Below are 15,240 nucleotides of genomic sequence, written 5' to 3' on the forward strand. Positions count from 1 at the left end.
TTCAAAATGGGTAACCATTGTGTATCAACAAGATGAAGCACGTGATTGGAGGAAATGAAGATGTATCAAGACTTAAAAGGGAAAACAGCCATTGTGACAGGTTCTTCTAAAGGCATAGGACAAGCCATCGCCTTGAGATTTGGACAAGAACAAATGAACGTGGTTGTGAATTATAAAGGCGATGAAGAGGGTGCTGAAGAAACAGTACAAGCCATTCAGCAGCATGGAGGTAGGGCGGTGAAAGTACACGCAGATGTCTCCAAAGAGGAAGGAATTCAGGCGTTAATGGATGCCGCGCTGGAGAATTTTAACGCACTAGATGTGTTCGTCAATAATTCAGGATTTAATGGTGAAGAAGCAATGCCGCATGAAATGACGTTGGAACAATGGCAAAAGGTCATTGATGTGAATATCACAGGCTCATTTTTAGGAGCAAAGGCAGCGATTGCCTATATGATGGAACATGATGTGAAAGGATCAATCTTGAATATATCCAGTGTCCATCAAGAGATCCCGCGTCCGTTCAATGTTCATTACTCTACTTCTAAAGGAGGAATGAATATGATGACGAAGACGCTGGCTCTTGATTATGCCGAAGCGGGTATTCGGGTCAATGCGATTGCACCAGGTACAATGGCAACGGAATCAAATGACGATCTTCAAGATGAACAGAAAAAACAAAAGCAGCTTGAGAAAATTCCGATGAGAACGTTTGGCGATCCGAAGGAGATTGGGTCCGCCGCTGCATTTCTCGTATCAAAAGAAGCTGCCTATATTACAGGTACTACATTATTTGTTGATGGAGGAATGACGCTTTATCCTTCTCAATTAAATGATGAATAATAGAAAAACATCCGCCCCATTAGCCGGCGGATGTTTTTTCTTTGTAGCGGTGTGCTGACTTTGCTGGTTTGCCGAGCAGCATAGGATACTTGCTCAAGAAGGAGATACATGGCACCATGAGCAGCAATGTACCGATCGTATAAAAGAGCGTCCAAGAAAGCTGCGCTGTATCAGAGATATTGATGCCTAGCCCATAATAAACAAATGCCTTCATGATATCGATACCGGCAAATTGCAGGACGAGAATCACAATGGAATGACGTCCGAGATACGTCAATATCGTGGACGTTTTCAATTTGAAGCTTAAATAAATGACAGCAGATGAACCGAGCAGTGCACAAGCATAAAAAATGAATAGATCCCCATAGTCATTCACCCGCATATCAATTCGTGAATTAAAGCTTTGCATATATGCAGTCAGTACAAGCAGACCTGTACATAACAGAAGGGTAGGATCTGTTTTTAATTCCACAAACCATTGTTTTGCTAAAAATCCAATTGAATAAAACACAACAGCCGTTAACGCAACGTTGGCGTTCCAAGGGAGACTCTGGTTTAACAATAGCGTGGAAGCATATCCGGCTCCGCCGCAAAGGACGGTCAGTAAAATCAATACAGCTGGTTTTCCTTTTGTCAGACGATGCATCAAGAAAAACAACATTTCCACTAAAAAGAGCGTCGTTAAAAACCAGATGGCTGGGTTATGTGTCAGTCTTGCTTCATCGGCATTTGAAATGAAAATTCCCGTAAATGGAACGAAGGGATCAATATCTGTTTGCCCTTTAAAGGCGAAAAATCGGGTTACCGTGAACCAGAAAACGTACGTAATAATGGAGAAATAGAGATAAGGTAAGAGCAAGCTTTTCGCTTTTTTCTGTATAAATGACATAGCAGGTTGTGAGGATGATCGAAACATCATACCTGATAGTAAAAAGAAGAGTGGCATATGAAAAGAATATATAAATTGCTTGAATGAATCAGGAATGGGTACATGTGCCATAACGACGAGCAGAATGCCGATTCCTTTAGCCGCATCCACCCAGTCGAGTCGCTTATTCATGGCCAGTCATCTCCTTCCTTCTCAGCATTGTAAACCGTTACTTCATATGTACCTCTACTATATAAAAGGTACACCTACAATGCATTTACAGTTCGCTAACGATTAGAAGACACATTTGCGATCAGATGACAGAAGGAAGCTTTTTGACATCTCGATGTTACATTTCCCATTTTTTATGACAATGTAAAAAAGAAGCCAACGAAAGATTGGCTTCAAAATAGTTCTGCGATTCGTTCAAAGGAACGCTGTTTTTCCATTGGATCAAATGAATTGTTTAATATCATCATCTCGTCCGTTTGATAGCGGTCCATTAAGATTTGCAGCTGTTCTTTCACTGTTTGCTTTGAGCCAACAATCATTCGCTGGCGGTTTTGTAACACTTTTTTCTTTTCTTGCTCAGTGTAATGATAGTTCTCTGCTTCTTCTATAGAAGGAACGCGACTGTCCAGCCCTTTTTCAACCCGAAGTAGCCATAAGTCTGTACTGGTGGCAATGCGGCTTGCTTCCTCGTCTGTGTCTGCGCAGATTACAAAGACAGCAAACATAGACTGAGGCTGACGTGAGAAAACGGATGGAGAAAAGTGTGACCGATACGCTTCAAAAGCTTGCCTGCCTCGTGCAGGATGAATAAAATGTCCGAAAATATAGTTGATTCCAAGTGATGCCGCCTGGATGGCACTGTTTTCCCCGAGTCCAAGCAGCCAGACTGGCGGATAAGAATCAACGAGCGGAGCCGCTTTCACTCCTGCATGCCGATGACCAGAAGGCAGGCTGTTAGATAAGTAAAAAAGAAGGTCCTCCAGCTGGCGGTCAAATTGAGACAGTTCTTTCTTCACGCCGTCTGTCAAAGCGAGTCTCGTCCGTTCAATTCCGCCTGGGGATTTACCAACACCGATCTCAATCCGCCCAGGGTAAAGGGCTTCAAGCTGGCGGGTGACTTCTGCTACTTTAAAAGGGCTGTACTGCGGGAGTAAAATACCCCCGGAGCCTGTGCGCAAAGTCGATGTATGTGAAGCAATATGTGCCATTAATATTTCAGGCGCTGTACTCGCGAGTCCTCTCGTGCTGTGGTGTTCAGCAAACCAATACCGCTCATACCCTAGTGTTTCCGCAAGCTTGGCCAGCTCTGTCGTATGAACCAATGTTTCTTGTGCGGACTGGCCTTTAGGGATGGCGACTTGATCTAATATATGAAGTGATGGCATCATCAACACCCTTTCATCAATACGTTGAATTCTATTCATAAGTATAAAGAAAGACATGAACGGAAGGAAATGAAAGGGTTTATCACAGCTATGTACATGAATTTTCTATATCAACATATGAAGTGGATGCGAGCCCTGTTTTTAAGCGAGAGGCTGTGTAACGGGAACATTCGACAATGTTTCACATGAAACACTTCTTTTACGACATGAATCATTTTTGCCATGGATCTTTCTTTAAAAAAATATCATCATATTGAAACCTCTTTTATACATAGATCGTATATACTAGTAAATAGAAAAAAGAGTAAGAGGCTCCAATGTCATTTCATGAATTTTGTCGAATTTTCATGTATGATGATTTTAATAGGGTCCATCGCTTAATAAATAGATTTTTATTATGCTGGAGGAGTGATTGATTTGGCGATTACATTAGAAAAAGGTCAACGTATTGATTTAACAAAAGGAAAAGCAGGACTAACCAATATTCTAGTTGGACTTGGCTGGGACCCTGTGTCACAAGGCGGCGGTTTTCTTGGAAAGCTGTTTGGCGGCGGAGGCGGCGCTGATATTGATTGTGACGCTTCAGTGCTGATGCTGAAAAATGATAAGTTTGTTGAAAATAAAGATTTGATTTACTTTGGCAACTTGAAAAGCAAATGCGGCAGTGTTGAGCATACAGGTGACAACCTGACAGGTGAAGGAGACGGAGATGATGAACAAGTCCTCGTCAACTTAAGCAAGGTGCCAGGCAATGTGAATAAATTGGTGTTCGTTGTGAACATTTATGATGCACTTAGAAGAAACCAACACTTTGGTATGATTCAAAATGCTTACATCCGAATTGTTGACCGTTCAAACAATCAAGAATTAGTGAAATATAATTTAAAAGATGAATATGCAGGTAAAACATCATTAATCGTTGGAGAGCTTTATCGCCACGAGAATGAGTGGAAGTTTGCAGCTGTAGGAAATGGTACAAACGATGCGAAGCTTGCCGATATTACGAGAAACTACATTTAATTAGAAGGGAGAGGTTCCTAGTGGGAATTTCTTTAGCAAAAGGTCAAAAAATTGATTTAACAAAAACGAATCCAGGTTTAACAAAAGTAGTCGTAGGTCTTGGCTGGGATGTAAACAAGTATGATGGCGGACATGACTTTGATCTAGACGCAAGCGTATTCCTTTTAGATGCAGCAGGGAAAGCAAACTCTCCATCTGACTTTGTCTTCTACAATCAAACAACTGGCGGTGGCGGAAGTATCGTACATACAGGCGATAACCGTACAGGTGAAGGAGACGGAGATGACGAGCAGGTCAATGTTGATCTTTCAACTGTACCAGCAAGTATTGAGAAAATCTCCTTCGTCATTACAATCCATGATGCAGAAGCACGCAGCCAAAACTTTGGACAGGTGTCTAACGCTTACGTCCGTATTTTAAATGCGGCATCAAATGAAGAGCTCATTCGCTATGATTTGGCAGAAGACTTTTCAATTGAAACAGCGATTATTGTAGGTGAATTATACCGTCATGGCGGAGAGTGGAAATTCTCAGCTGTTGGATCAGGCTATCAAGGCGGACTTGCCCGCATTGCAACAGACTTCGGCTTAGATATCGGGTAACGCCCGTTTTCATATTTTCAGAAGATAGGAGAGATACGAATATGGCGATTCAGCTTTCAAAAGGACAACGTGTCGATTTAACGAAAACCAATCCAGGGCTGACAAAAGTGATGATCGGACTTGGCTGGGATACGAATAAATATTCAGGCGGAGCCGAATTTGATTTGGACGCTTCGGCTTTCTTAGTAGATGCAAACAATCGTTGTCAACAAGATACAGACTTTGTGTTCTATAATAATCTGCAGCATCCAAGCGGCAGTGTCACTCATACCGGTGATAACCGTACGGGTGAAGGAGATGGAGATGACGAGCAAATTCTCGTTGATTTCTCGAAAATTCCTGCTAACATTGATCGTATCGGAATTACAGTTACGATTCATGATGCAGAGGCACGCAGCCAGAATTTTGGACAAGTCTCTAATGCATTTGTTCGTGTTGTAAATGAAGAGGGCGGGGAAGAATTGATTCGTTTTGATTTAGGGGAGGACTTCTCAATTGAAACAGCTGTCGTCGTATGCGAACTATACAGACACGGCAGCGATTGGAAGTTTAACGCAATCGGAAGCGGATTCTCTGGCGGACTTGCAGCTCTTTGTCAAAATTATGGGTTAGAAGTGTAAAGAGAAGAAACAACTTCATTCAAGAGGCGCTGCCAATGACTCATATGAGGGTATTTTCCAAAGTGAGAAAGAAACAGCGATCAAGAATAACAGCAGGCGAAAGCCTGCTGATGCTTCTACACTTATAGGAGGAAAACCAGTTGGACATTTTGAAACATATGTTGGACACGTATGCCTCGTTTTTTGATTGGCATATGTGGGCAGAGGTATTAACAGACCCTGTCTCTTGGGGGCTTATTGGGACCCTTGTCGTGCTTGAAGGTTTGTTGTCAGCGGATAACGCACTTGTATTAGCTGTTATGGTGAAACATTTACCTGAAAAACAGCGTAAAAAGGCATTAACCTACGGATTAATTGGCGCTTATTTCTTCCGTTTTCTATTCATTGGCGTAGGGATGCTGCTTATTAAGTTTTGGTGGATTAAGGTTCTAGGCGCTGCATACTTAGCTTGGCTGGTCATTAAGCACTTCTGGTTAGGTGACGGAGATGACGAAGCGAAGGAATTGAAAAAAGAAGGCTGGATGATTCGTGTATTTGGCGTCTTCTGGGCAACTGTTATTTCTGTAGAAATTATGGACCTTGCCTTCTCGGTAGACAGTATTCTTGCTGCATTCGCTGTATCTGAGGAAGTATGGATTCTTCTTTTAGGTGGAATGCTTGGAATTCTCATGATGCGTACAGTGGCACAATTATTCCTTGTACTCATCGATCGTATACCTGAGCTTGAGAATACTGCATTTATTCTCATTGGAATTATTGCCATCAAAATGGGCTTAAGTGCTGCTCATATTGAAATCCCGCATCTCGCATTCTTTGCGATTATTATCCTAGCGTTTATCGGAACGTTTATTGTTCATAAAATCAATAAGAAGAAGCATCAAGGTGTAACAAACGAAGCTGCGGCTTCAAAAGAAGAATAGGACGATCAAAAAGGAATGGAGTTGACTAGCGGCTCCATCCTTTTTTGAATCATCAAGTCATTACAACAGGAGGTGGCACTGCATGCGATATTTTCGTTTTTTATCAGAGACGAGGCAGCACGATATTTTTTTTAAGCGGCCGGCGGCAGTTCATTCATTGACGCCAAGGCATGTACTTGCGCATGCATTAGGTGCTACTTTGTATATGCCTGCGACAAGACAGGATGTAGCAGACATGCTGCTTTCGCAGAAATATGAAGCGCTTTGCTCTGTTGTGTTTTGCTTGGAGGACGCCATTGGTGATCAGGAAGTGGACATGGCTGAACAGAATATAGTGGCACAATTGACCTGCCTTTCTGAGACAATTCATCAATCTCCAGAAATGGCTGAGCATTTGCCGCTTTTATTTATTCGGGTTCGTTCGCCCAAACAGCTGCTCAAAATGGCAGATTTGCTCGGTTCCTCTCTTCATTTACTGACTGGTTTTGTGTTTCCAAAGTGCTCCGTTCACAATGCAAAGGAATATGTAGACAGTTTGAAACGAGCTTCAGCACAAACTCAGAAAACACTATACGGAATGCCCATTTTAGAAACACCAGATTTATTAGAAAAAGAAACGAGATATCAGGTGTTGTCTGAGTTAAAGCAGATCATGCTGAATGATGAGGAATATATTTTGAATATTCGCATTGGGGCAACGGATCTGTGTGGATTGTACGGCATTCGCCGTGATCGCGAGACCACCATTTATGAGATCAGAGTCATTGCTGAGTTGATCACAGATATCATCAATTATTTTGGTCGTTCATTTGTGATATCAGGAGCTGTATGGGAGCATTTTGGACCGGCACGAAAAGAACAAAATCCATTCATCCGTGCAATTTCTAAGAGCGGTGAGTCTTTATCATCTGAGCTCGATCATATGCAAGGTCTGCTCAAAGAGACAAGGCTGGATGTGGTAAACGGTATTCATGGCAAGACAGTCATCCATCCAACGCATCTCAAGCCAGTTCAAAGCATGTACGTTGTCACAAAGGAAGAGTACATGGATGCATTAAGTATTTTAGAGCATGCAGATGGTACAGTCGGCGTGATGAAGAGTACCTTTTCTAATAAAATGAACGAAACGAAGCCGCACTATCGCTGGGCGGAAAACATTTTAATGAAGTCAGACATTTACGGGGTGTTTCATGAAAATAGAAGCTATATCGACATACTCACAGAAGCAGAAGCCGCATACGCTGAACATCTTGGAACATATGGAGGTGGAGCTTAACCTCAAAGAAGGTACGCTTCAGCTTGAAAAAGAACATCTTTTTGACATGGCCGCACGGGTGAACAAAAAGAGAGCCTTTTTATTTGTTAGTAAGGTGCTCGGGAAACATATGCCTGTTCACCCGTTGAAACCACTCCTCGTCTCAGGTCTTTTGGCAATGGCTTATGCAAAAGAACAAACAGGCAAGACGCCCCCGCACCAAGACTGTGTAGTAGATGCTCTAAAAACGGATGATCATGCTAAGTTAATCGAAGCCTATGCAGCGCTCAAACAAGAGAAGCTGCCGGCAAGTAACGAGCCGATAGTAATTGGTTTTGCTGAAACGGCAACAGCGCTTGGTCATGGTGTGTATGACGTCGTAGAAGGAGCATCTTATATCCATACAACACGTGAACAGCTGTTGGATCTTGATCCTTCACTCGTATTTGAAGAAGAACATTCTCATGCCACGGATCAGCTTTGCTATGCAGACGACGTCTTACTTCGTACGGATCGTCCAATTGTGCTAGTAGATGATGAGGTCACGACAGGCCGAACAAATATGAATATTATTCGGGATCTGCACGCAAAGCACCCTAGATCCTCTTATACGATTCTATCCATTTTAGATTGGAGAACAGAGGAGCACGAGGAAGCGATGCTCCAGCTTCAAGAGGAGCTAGGGGTAAATATCACATCATTATCTTTATTAAAAGGGCAGATGATGTTTCGGGGGACAACACTGGATGAGCCTACTTATTCATATGAGATTGCTGCGCAAGAGAAAAGACCTGAACTCTCTTTTCATTCTCTTCAATCCTTCTTTAAGCAAGTGCCATATTCACTTTCCCATGCAGTCAATCCGGCGGGGCATTCGCCTTATATCCATGAAACAGGTCGTTTCGGTTTAAGCGCAGCGGACACGGATGCCATTGATCAAGCAGTTGCTGAGGCTGGGCTGAAGCTTCAGCGAGAACGAAAAGGAAAACAGACACTCTGCTTAGGGACAGGAGAATTGATGTATGTGCCGATGAGACTTGCAGCTCATATGGGCGAAGGTGTCCTTTTTCATTCGACGACAAGAAGTCCGATTCATCCAGTTGAAAAGGAAGGGTACGCTGTTCAAAACGGATTCGCATTTTTGAGTCCAGAGGATGCCCGCATTCAGCACTACGTGTACAATATCCCTAAAGATCAGTACGTTGATGTCTTTTTGTTTTTTGAGAAAAAGGTGTCTCAAGAAGCTTTGATGCCGCTGATCCACTTATTTGCCGAGCGGCATGTGAAGCATGTGCATATTGTGACTTTATCAGATGAGGTGAAGGTGAATGGCTAACGTGTATACAAAGATGGGAAGCTATCCAGAGCAGGACGTAACCTTCTTACTCAAGGATTTATCATCGATTGAGATGGAGAAAAGTACAGAAGAGCGGGAGCGCTCTATTCAAAGCGGTGCCCATTACTCAGAAATGCTACCAATTGAATACAAGCCGACGGCATCTTATATGGATTTATTCTATCAATCTCTTGAAGAAAGTAAGCAAAAGGTAGCGGAAGCCGTAGCGGTTGTCGCAGAACAAATTGTGAAAAAGCGAGGATTTCAAACCGTTCTGTGCAGCTTGGCACGGGCTGGGACACCAATCGGGGTGCTCATTAAACGGTATATCAGAAAGACGTATGGTCTAGATTTGCCGCATTATAGCATCTCTATTATTCGTGACCGTGGAATAGATGAAAATGCGCTGCATTATATCCTCAAAGAACATCCAGGTTTTGAGATTGCCTTTATTGATGGCTGGACCGGAAAGGGTGCTATTTCCAAAGAGCTTCAAAAAGCGGTGCTTGATTTTGAACAGAAATATGGAATTCGTCTTTCGAGTGAGCTAGCTGTGCTTGCTGATCCTGGTTATTGTACGAGTGTTTACGGAACGAGAGAGGATTTCCTCATTCCAAGTGCCTGCTTGAATTCAACGGTATCTGGCCTAGTTAGTCGAACGGTGCTAAACAACCGCTGGATCCATGCCGATGATTTCCATGGGGCCAAGTATTATGAAGAGCTCATTGATGAGGATGTCTCTAATCTGTACGTTAATACAATTGAAGAAGCATTTTCTGAACTTAATGCAAATGTACAAGAGAAAGCAGAGACCCTGCTCGCACAAGGAACGCCTCCTGACTGGCGGGGGATGACCTCCATTGAAGCAATTGGCCAGGAGTTCCAAATTGACAATACGCATTTGATTAAGCCGGGCGTCGGTGAGACGACCCGTGTGCTGCTCAGAAGAGTTCCTTGGAAAATACTCATTCAGCCAGGATCTCGGGAAAAGCTCAAGCACATTTTACTACTCGCAGAGGACAGAGGCGTGCCCGTGATTGAATATGCCAACATGTCCTACACATGCTGTGGGCTCATCCGCCCGTTGGAGCAATCGTCATGAAGAACATGGCATTTGCCAGTGACTTAGACCGGACACTGATATACTCACATCGAATGCTGGAGCAGTATGCATACAAGGGAGCATACGAATTAATTGAGGTGCTGGACGACCGGCCGCTTTCCTATGTGTCGATTGAAACGAAAGCATCCTTACAGGCAATTCATCAAGCAGGTTGGTTTATCCCAGTGACGACAAGAACGACAGCACAATTTGAACGAATCACTCTCTTTCAGCAAGAGATCAAACCAGAGTATGCAGTCACGACAAACGGGGGCTGTATCCTTCATCACGGCAAGCCGCTTGAGGAGTGGCAGGCGATTGTAGATGAGAGACTGCAAGAGTGTATGCCGGTGAGAGATATGCTGCGGGCGATCTCTGAACTTCCGGTTGCCGCTTGGGTGAAACGTACTCGAACAGCTGAGGGAAGATTTCTTTATTTAATTATGAAAGACGAGTTTCTTTCTCATATTCCGCTTGCTGAATTAAGGCTGTGGGGTGAGGAGAGAGGCTGGCAGGTTTCCCTTCAGGGCCGGAAGCTATATTTTATTCCAAAGCCGCTCAATAAGTGGGCTGCTGTTGCTTTTCTAAAAGAAAGGCTACACCTTGAATATGTTTATGGAGCGGGCGACTCCTTGTTAGATGCTGATCTCATACGTCAAGCAGATAAAGGCTTCGCTCCGAGTCATGGGGAAGTCTTAGATGCTGAGCTATCGTTTGAACCGACGACAGCCTCTGGCATGGCGGCGGCAGACGAAATCGCCGCTTCTGTCGCAAAGAAGATGAACACAGCAAAAAAGCCTTCGATTCGATAGCAGAAGTAGAAGGCTGAATGATATGATAGTAGTAGCTTTCTAGAAAATATAGGAGAAAGGAAGGAGCGGCGTGAGTTATAAAGAAATCAACGTAACCCAGACACGGGCGAAACAGGAAGCCTGGAAAAACCTGCTGAAAAAGCCGCTCCCTGAACGAGACGGCTACGTCAAGGACGAGCACACCTTATCCTTGCCGCGTCTCGCCGCCCGTGTCCTTGGAACTCCGCATGATGCAACCGATTATTTTATTTATTTACATGAATTATACGAAACTGACGGCATGCATATTTTAAGTGAAACCCTCAACCGGCATATTGAGCCGGAGCACTTTCAAGCGCTCCAGCGGATTCATATGATCAATCAGGAAGAAAAGGGATTGTCCGTGAATCGATTTGTGGCTTTCTTAGACGGTGAACAGCTCATTGTCCGTCATCCAAACCCAGTGATGAACCGGCATATTCGCCTTTCGTTAATCCAGGTGTTTGAACATTTCAAGCAGCTGCATGAAGGGGGATTCCAGCATCCTGATTTCCGCCGTGTGCTGCTAGATGTGGTGAAGTTTTCAAATAATCATCTAGGACCATGGCTGAAGGAAGGCAATATGGAAGAAAAAATGCCAGCTGTCATTTGGTATGGAGAGGCGAATAAAAGTCAGCTTTATTTTCTTTACTATGTCATGCTGATTGGCTGTGATGTGGTGCTGTTTCATCCAGAAGGCAAGGATCAATTTCGTGAATTAGATCCAGAAGAAAAGCTGACTTTTATTGATCAGTATCCAGGGACGTCAAAGCTTGAACCGTTCCCTACTGAAAAGCCTGAGAGGAAATCAACGGTGGCGTACCGTTCGACAAGAGAGCTTGAAGAGGTACTTCACACAGAAGATTCCATGCTGTATAAGCCATGGCAATTCAGAGATCATACTCCTCATTCCATTACGCTAAAGACAACGTATGATGAGCTGTTTTTAATTGCAAAGGAACGGTCGTTTATCCGCCCGAATTTCAAAGCAGACCGTGACACCATACAGATTCCGAATCTTTTTGCGAAGATGATGGGGGTGACGAGAGACAAGCGAGAATATTGGGACCGTATTCATACGCTAATGGAGGGGAAAGAAACGAAAACGATCCGTCATTTCCCTTTCACACAAGAAGTGTCTTCGAATTATCAATTTCATTATCAGCATGCACTCTCTAAAGCAGGAGAGGTTGACCCTGATTTGTTAATGAAAAGCAATGTGTGGCAGTTCTCGCATTTGTATGAGGGCACGCAGCGTGCGATCGCAGAGGCCATTTCTCGCATATGTCAGCATCCGAAGCTGTTAAAAGAAGGCCATGAGACCGAATTAGATGTGCGTATTTATTTATTCAAGCAGCTTTTGCATATGAACCAAGATGTAATTGAACTCATTCAAACCTTTGATTATGCCCAGACTGTGCCGAAAGTGATTTTATACCATACGGAATATAATGGTGAGCTGACTCGTTCTGATGCGGCTGCCCTGATTTTCCTAAATGAAATGGGTGTGGATCTCTTCGTCTATCATCCCGCCGGCTATCAGTGTATAGAGCGGTATATAGACGATCAATTATTTGATACACATTGGCTTGATGAAATGGTCATGAACCAAGAGTTTAAAGAGCCGTCCATTGTGAGAAAGTTATTTCAATCTATTAAAAACCGATAAGGAGATCAAAGCTTATGACAAATACAAACGGAAATGACATCATTTCAATTGATAAAGAGGAAATCACGATTGAAAAGGCAGACGATATTCGCGTTCAGCTGCGCAATGAACCAGAAGTCCAAAACATTGCGAGACAGATTGATGCCAAAAATCAGCTTGAACTGCTTGAATACGGAAAACAGCCGGCTGTCGAAATCTCTAAGTTTTCTGACCGTATTCTCTCTATGATGCGTTCAACAAGTGTCACAGACTCAGGAACGATGCTTACACAGCTTGGAAAGATTATGGATCGTTTTGATAAAAATGATTTTGACGAGCCGAAGGGTGGTTTGTTGTCAAAAATCTTTAAACGCGGCGGCAGCATGATCGAAAAGATATTCAGCAAATATCAAACGCTCGGTGCAGAAATTGAAAAAATCAATGTGGAAATCAGTAAATACAAAGATGAAATGACCAAATCGACGGTTACGCTTGAAGAAATGTATGAGCATAACATTCAATACTATATGGAGCTTGAAAAGTATGTCGTCGCAGGGCAAATGAAGATCGAAGAATTAAAACAATTGGTTCCTTCTTATGAAGAAAAAGCGGCGGGGGGAAACCAGCTGGCACAAATGGAGCTGGATACGCTTCGTAATGGGATTCAAGCGCTTGAAGAGCGTGTATATGATCTTGATATGGCACGGATGGTGGCACTTCAAACGGCACCGCAAATCCGTTTGCTGCAGCGTGGTAATACGAAATTAATCGGGAAAATTAACTCTGCCTTCATCATTACGATTCCAATTTTCAAAAATGGAATTATTCAAGCGGTGACAGTGAAGAGACAAAAGCTTGTGGCTGATTCCATGAGTGAACTGGACAGAAGAACGAATGAAATGCTGAAACGAAATGCTGAAAATATCTCAAGTCAAAGTGTTGAGATTGCTAAATTATCAGGTCGTCCAAGCATCGACATTGAAACGATCGAATCATCCTTCAATACGATTGTACAAGGGATGAAAGAGACGAAGCAGATTGAAGAAGAAAACAAACGATTACGTGAGGACGGAACAAAACGTATGCTTGAGCTTCAAGATAATATTAAGAAAGCTGCCCTAGAGTCCTAAAAAAACAGGCTGTCTGTAACTAAAGTTGCAGGCAGTTTTTTCATAAATTTGATTAAAATTTGAGGAAAAAGGTTTTTATGTGACCTTTTTCGGGTAAATCCTGTTCAGGGGCATGGTTCACCCATGAAAGAAAAAAGGCCGTTATCACAAGGATTCGACTTATTTTTTAGCACAATAAGGAATTTCCAGTAAAATATTGTCTGGTGAGAGAAAATACCCCGTAAAATATGTAGTTTATGAAGCATTCTATAGGATTTACGAGTAATACGGCGTATAAACTGTAATCACCAGACCTCTATATGGAATTCATACATATTGTACGGAAATAAGCGAATTCTAAAGATTGTTCGCATCATAACGCTTATGTTACGGTTATAAAGATGCTAATTTGGAGGGAAAAAATGAATTCTGAAGAGAGAAAGATCAAAATCAAGATAAATAATGTATCTAAAATTTTCGGTAAAAATGCTAAAAAAGCATCTCAAATGCTTGAAAAAGGGAAGACAAAAAGAGAAATCCTAAAAGAGACCGGCGCAACAGTTGGTGTCAATCGAGCAAATTTTGATGTTTATGACGGCGAGATATTTGTCATCATGGGGCTATCAGGGAGCGGAAAGTCCACACTTGTGCGGCTGCTAAATAGGTTAATCGAACCAACCTCCGGAGAAATTTATATTGATGGGGATATGATAACAAATATGTCAAAGGATCAATTGCGTGAAGTCAGACGGAAAAAGATCAGCATGGTCTTCCAAAACTTCGCATTGTTCCCGCATCGTACCATTCTGGAGAATACAGAATACGGGCTTGAATTGCAAGGTGTAGAGAAAGAACAGCGCCGCTCTAAAGCGCTTGAATCTTTAAAGCTTGTTGGACTTGAAGGTTTTGAAGAGCAGTACCCAAATCAATTAAGTGGCGGTATGCAGCAGCGTGTTGGATTGGCACGTGCACTAGCTAATGACCCTGATATTTTGTTAATGGATGAAGCATTCAGCGCACTAGATCCATTAATTCGTAAAGACATGCAGGATGAATTGCTTGAGCTTCATACGTCTGTAGGAAAAACAATTATTTTCATCACGCATGATTTAGATGAAGCGCTTCGTATTGGAGACCGCATTGTCCTCATGAAAGACGGGAATATCGTTCAAATCGGAACACCAGAAGAAATTCTGATGAACCCATCGAACGAGTATGTTGAACGTTTCGTTGAAGATGTAGACCTTTCTAAAGTATTAACCGCTGGTCATATTATGAAACGTGCAGAAACAGTTCAGCTTGATAAAGGGGCACGTGTTGCGCTCACGCTCATGAAGAACCTTGGTATTTCGTCTATCTATGCAGTAGATAAGAAAAAGCATTTATTAGGTGTTATTTCTGCACAAGCAGCGAAAAAAGCGGCAGAAACGGGTGCGTCGCTAGAAACTGTTCTTGATAAAGAATTTACGACAGTATTGGAATCAACGTATTTAACAGAGATCTTTGACGCGGTGTCTGATGCGAACATTCCAATTGCCGTTGTAGATGAGAAAAACAGAATGAAGGGTATTGTGGTCAGAGGTGCATTGATTGGTGCATTATCAGGTAATGATGAATATATCAACATGTCTTCTAACGAGCTAGAGGAAATTAAAGCACAAGAGCCTTCTGCACAGGAGGTAGAATAAGA

General features: G+C 42.7%; 14 protein-coding genes. 12 read left to right on the top strand and 2 right to left on the bottom strand.

Annotated elements, in window-relative coordinates:
- Window positions 1-60 precede the first annotated feature (60 nt).
- Entirely contained in the window at window positions 61-843 is a 783-nt protein-coding gene (locus tag ACTJJD_RS13465; RefSeq protein ID WP_017366553.1) for a glucose 1-dehydrogenase, read from the top strand.
- 19 nt (window positions 844-862) lie between these two features.
- On the opposite strand, the gene ACTJJD_RS13470 is transcribed toward ACTJJD_RS13465, so the two are convergent.
- Together ACTJJD_RS13470 and ACTJJD_RS13475 are read right to left on the bottom strand one after the other, a co-directional pair.
- Window positions 863-1,903 (bottom strand): acyltransferase family protein, encoded by a 1,041-nt coding sequence (locus ACTJJD_RS13470; protein ID WP_268450197.1) that lies wholly within the window; start codon window positions 1,901-1,903, stop codon window positions 863-865.
- Between the two features lie 212 nt (window positions 1,904-2,115).
- Window positions 2,116-3,108: an LLM class flavin-dependent oxidoreductase gene (locus ACTJJD_RS13475; protein WP_317328545.1), complete on the bottom strand. Its 993-nt coding sequence runs from the start codon at window positions 3,106-3,108 to the stop codon at window positions 2,116-2,118.
- A 417-nt stretch (window positions 3,109-3,525) separates the two neighbouring features.
- Here ACTJJD_RS13475 and ACTJJD_RS13480 point away from each other — a divergent pair, with 417 nt between their 5' ends.
- The 11 genes from ACTJJD_RS13480 (at window position 3,526) to opuAA (ending at window position 15,238) form a co-directional block, all read left to right on the top strand.
- Window positions 3,526-4,128 carry a TerD family protein gene (locus ACTJJD_RS13480; RefSeq protein WP_017358594.1) on the top strand — a complete coding sequence of 201 codons (603 nt, stop codon included), beginning with the start codon at window positions 3,526-3,528 and terminating at the stop codon, window positions 4,126-4,128.
- A gap of 20 nt (window positions 4,129-4,148) precedes the next feature.
- Window positions 4,149-4,730, top strand: coding sequence for a TerD family protein (locus ACTJJD_RS13485; protein WP_008342133.1), 582 nt, complete (start codon window positions 4,149-4,151; stop codon window positions 4,728-4,730).
- A 41-nt stretch (window positions 4,731-4,771) separates the two neighbouring features.
- Window positions 4,772-5,350 carry a TerD family protein gene (locus ACTJJD_RS13490; protein WP_007498343.1) on the top strand — a complete coding sequence of 193 codons (579 nt, stop codon included), beginning with the start codon at window positions 4,772-4,774 and terminating at the stop codon, window positions 5,348-5,350.
- Between the two features lie 140 nt (window positions 5,351-5,490).
- Window positions 5,491-6,270, top strand: coding sequence for a TerC family protein (locus ACTJJD_RS13495; protein ID WP_008342130.1), 780 nt, complete (start codon window positions 5,491-5,493; stop codon window positions 6,268-6,270).
- Window positions 6,271-6,352: 82 nt separating this feature from the next.
- Complete coding sequence (locus ACTJJD_RS13500) at window positions 6,353-7,546, top strand: HpcH/HpaI aldolase/citrate lyase family protein (protein WP_008342129.1); 1,194 nt, start codon at window positions 6,353-6,355, stop codon at window positions 7,544-7,546.
- The gene (locus ACTJJD_RS13505) at window positions 7,530-8,861 is read left to right on the top strand and encodes a phosphoribosyltransferase family protein (RefSeq protein ID WP_440608546.1); all 1,332 of its coding nucleotides are present in this window, start codon (window positions 7,530-7,532) and stop codon (window positions 8,859-8,861) included. Before ACTJJD_RS13500 ends, ACTJJD_RS13505 begins: the two co-directional genes overlap by 17 nt.
- On the top strand, window positions 8,854-9,963 hold the full coding sequence (locus tag ACTJJD_RS13510; RefSeq protein ID WP_144610400.1) for a cysteine protease StiP family protein: 1,110 nt from the start codon (window positions 8,854-8,856) through the stop codon (window positions 9,961-9,963). Before ACTJJD_RS13505 ends, ACTJJD_RS13510 begins: the two co-directional genes overlap by 8 nt.
- Window positions 9,960-10,775 (top strand): HAD family hydrolase, encoded by an 816-nt coding sequence (locus tag ACTJJD_RS13515; protein ID WP_008342126.1) that lies wholly within the window; start codon window positions 9,960-9,962, stop codon window positions 10,773-10,775. Before ACTJJD_RS13510 ends, ACTJJD_RS13515 begins: the two co-directional genes overlap by 4 nt.
- 70 nt (window positions 10,776-10,845) lie before the next feature.
- A complete protein-coding gene (locus ACTJJD_RS13520) occupies window positions 10,846-12,462 on the top strand; it encodes a YceG family protein (RefSeq protein WP_096880960.1) in 1,617 nt (538 codons plus the stop codon).
- Window positions 12,463-12,476: 14 nt separating this feature from the next.
- Window positions 12,477-13,571, top strand: a complete 1,095-nt coding sequence (locus ACTJJD_RS13525) for a toxic anion resistance protein (protein ID WP_025206695.1) — start codon at window positions 12,477-12,479, stop codon at window positions 13,569-13,571.
- A 401-nt stretch (window positions 13,572-13,972) separates the two neighbouring features.
- Window positions 13,973-15,238, top strand: a complete 1,266-nt coding sequence (opuAA, locus tag ACTJJD_RS13530) for a glycine/proline betaine ABC transporter ATP-binding protein OpuAA (protein WP_008342124.1) — start codon at window positions 13,973-13,975, stop codon at window positions 15,236-15,238.
- Window positions 15,239-15,240 lie beyond the last annotated feature (2 nt).

Origin of the sequence: Bacillus sp. 22446, assembly GCF_052044955.1 — a bacterium.
Lineage (GTDB): Bacteria > Bacillota > Bacilli > Bacillales > Bacillaceae > Bacillus > Bacillus altitudinis.

What these genes read in the sequence shown, in the direction of transcription:
- ACTJJD_RS13490 (WP_007498343.1), top strand. Translation starts at nt 4,772, where the DNA reads ATGGCGATTCAGCTTTCAAAAGGACAACGTGTCGATTTAACGAAAACC.
- ACTJJD_RS13510 (WP_144610400.1), top strand. Translation starts at nt 8,854, where the DNA reads ATGGCTAACGTGTATACAAAGATGGGAAGCTATCCAGAGCAGGACGTA.
- opuAA (WP_008342124.1), top strand. Translation starts at nt 13,973, where the DNA reads ATGAATTCTGAAGAGAGAAAGATCAAAATCAAGATAAATAATGTATCT.
- ACTJJD_RS13525 (WP_025206695.1), top strand. Translation starts at nt 12,477, where the DNA reads ATGACAAATACAAACGGAAATGACATCATTTCAATTGATAAAGAGGAA.
- ACTJJD_RS13475 (WP_317328545.1), bottom strand. Translation starts at nt 3,108, where the DNA reads ATGCCATCACTTCATATATTAGATCAAGTCGCCATCCCTAAAGGCCAG.
- ACTJJD_RS13465 (WP_017366553.1), top strand. Translation starts at nt 61, where the DNA reads ATGTATCAAGACTTAAAAGGGAAAACAGCCATTGTGACAGGTTCTTCT.
- ACTJJD_RS13500 (WP_008342129.1), top strand. Translation starts at nt 6,353, where the DNA reads ATGCGATATTTTCGTTTTTTATCAGAGACGAGGCAGCACGATATTTTT.
- ACTJJD_RS13515 (WP_008342126.1), top strand. Translation starts at nt 9,960, where the DNA reads ATGAAGAACATGGCATTTGCCAGTGACTTAGACCGGACACTGATATAC.
- ACTJJD_RS13470 (WP_268450197.1), bottom strand. Translation starts at nt 1,903, where the DNA reads ATGAATAAGCGACTCGACTGGGTGGATGCGGCTAAAGGAATCGGCATT.
- ACTJJD_RS13505 (WP_440608546.1), top strand. Translation starts at nt 7,530, where the DNA reads ATGGAGGTGGAGCTTAACCTCAAAGAAGGTACGCTTCAGCTTGAAAAA.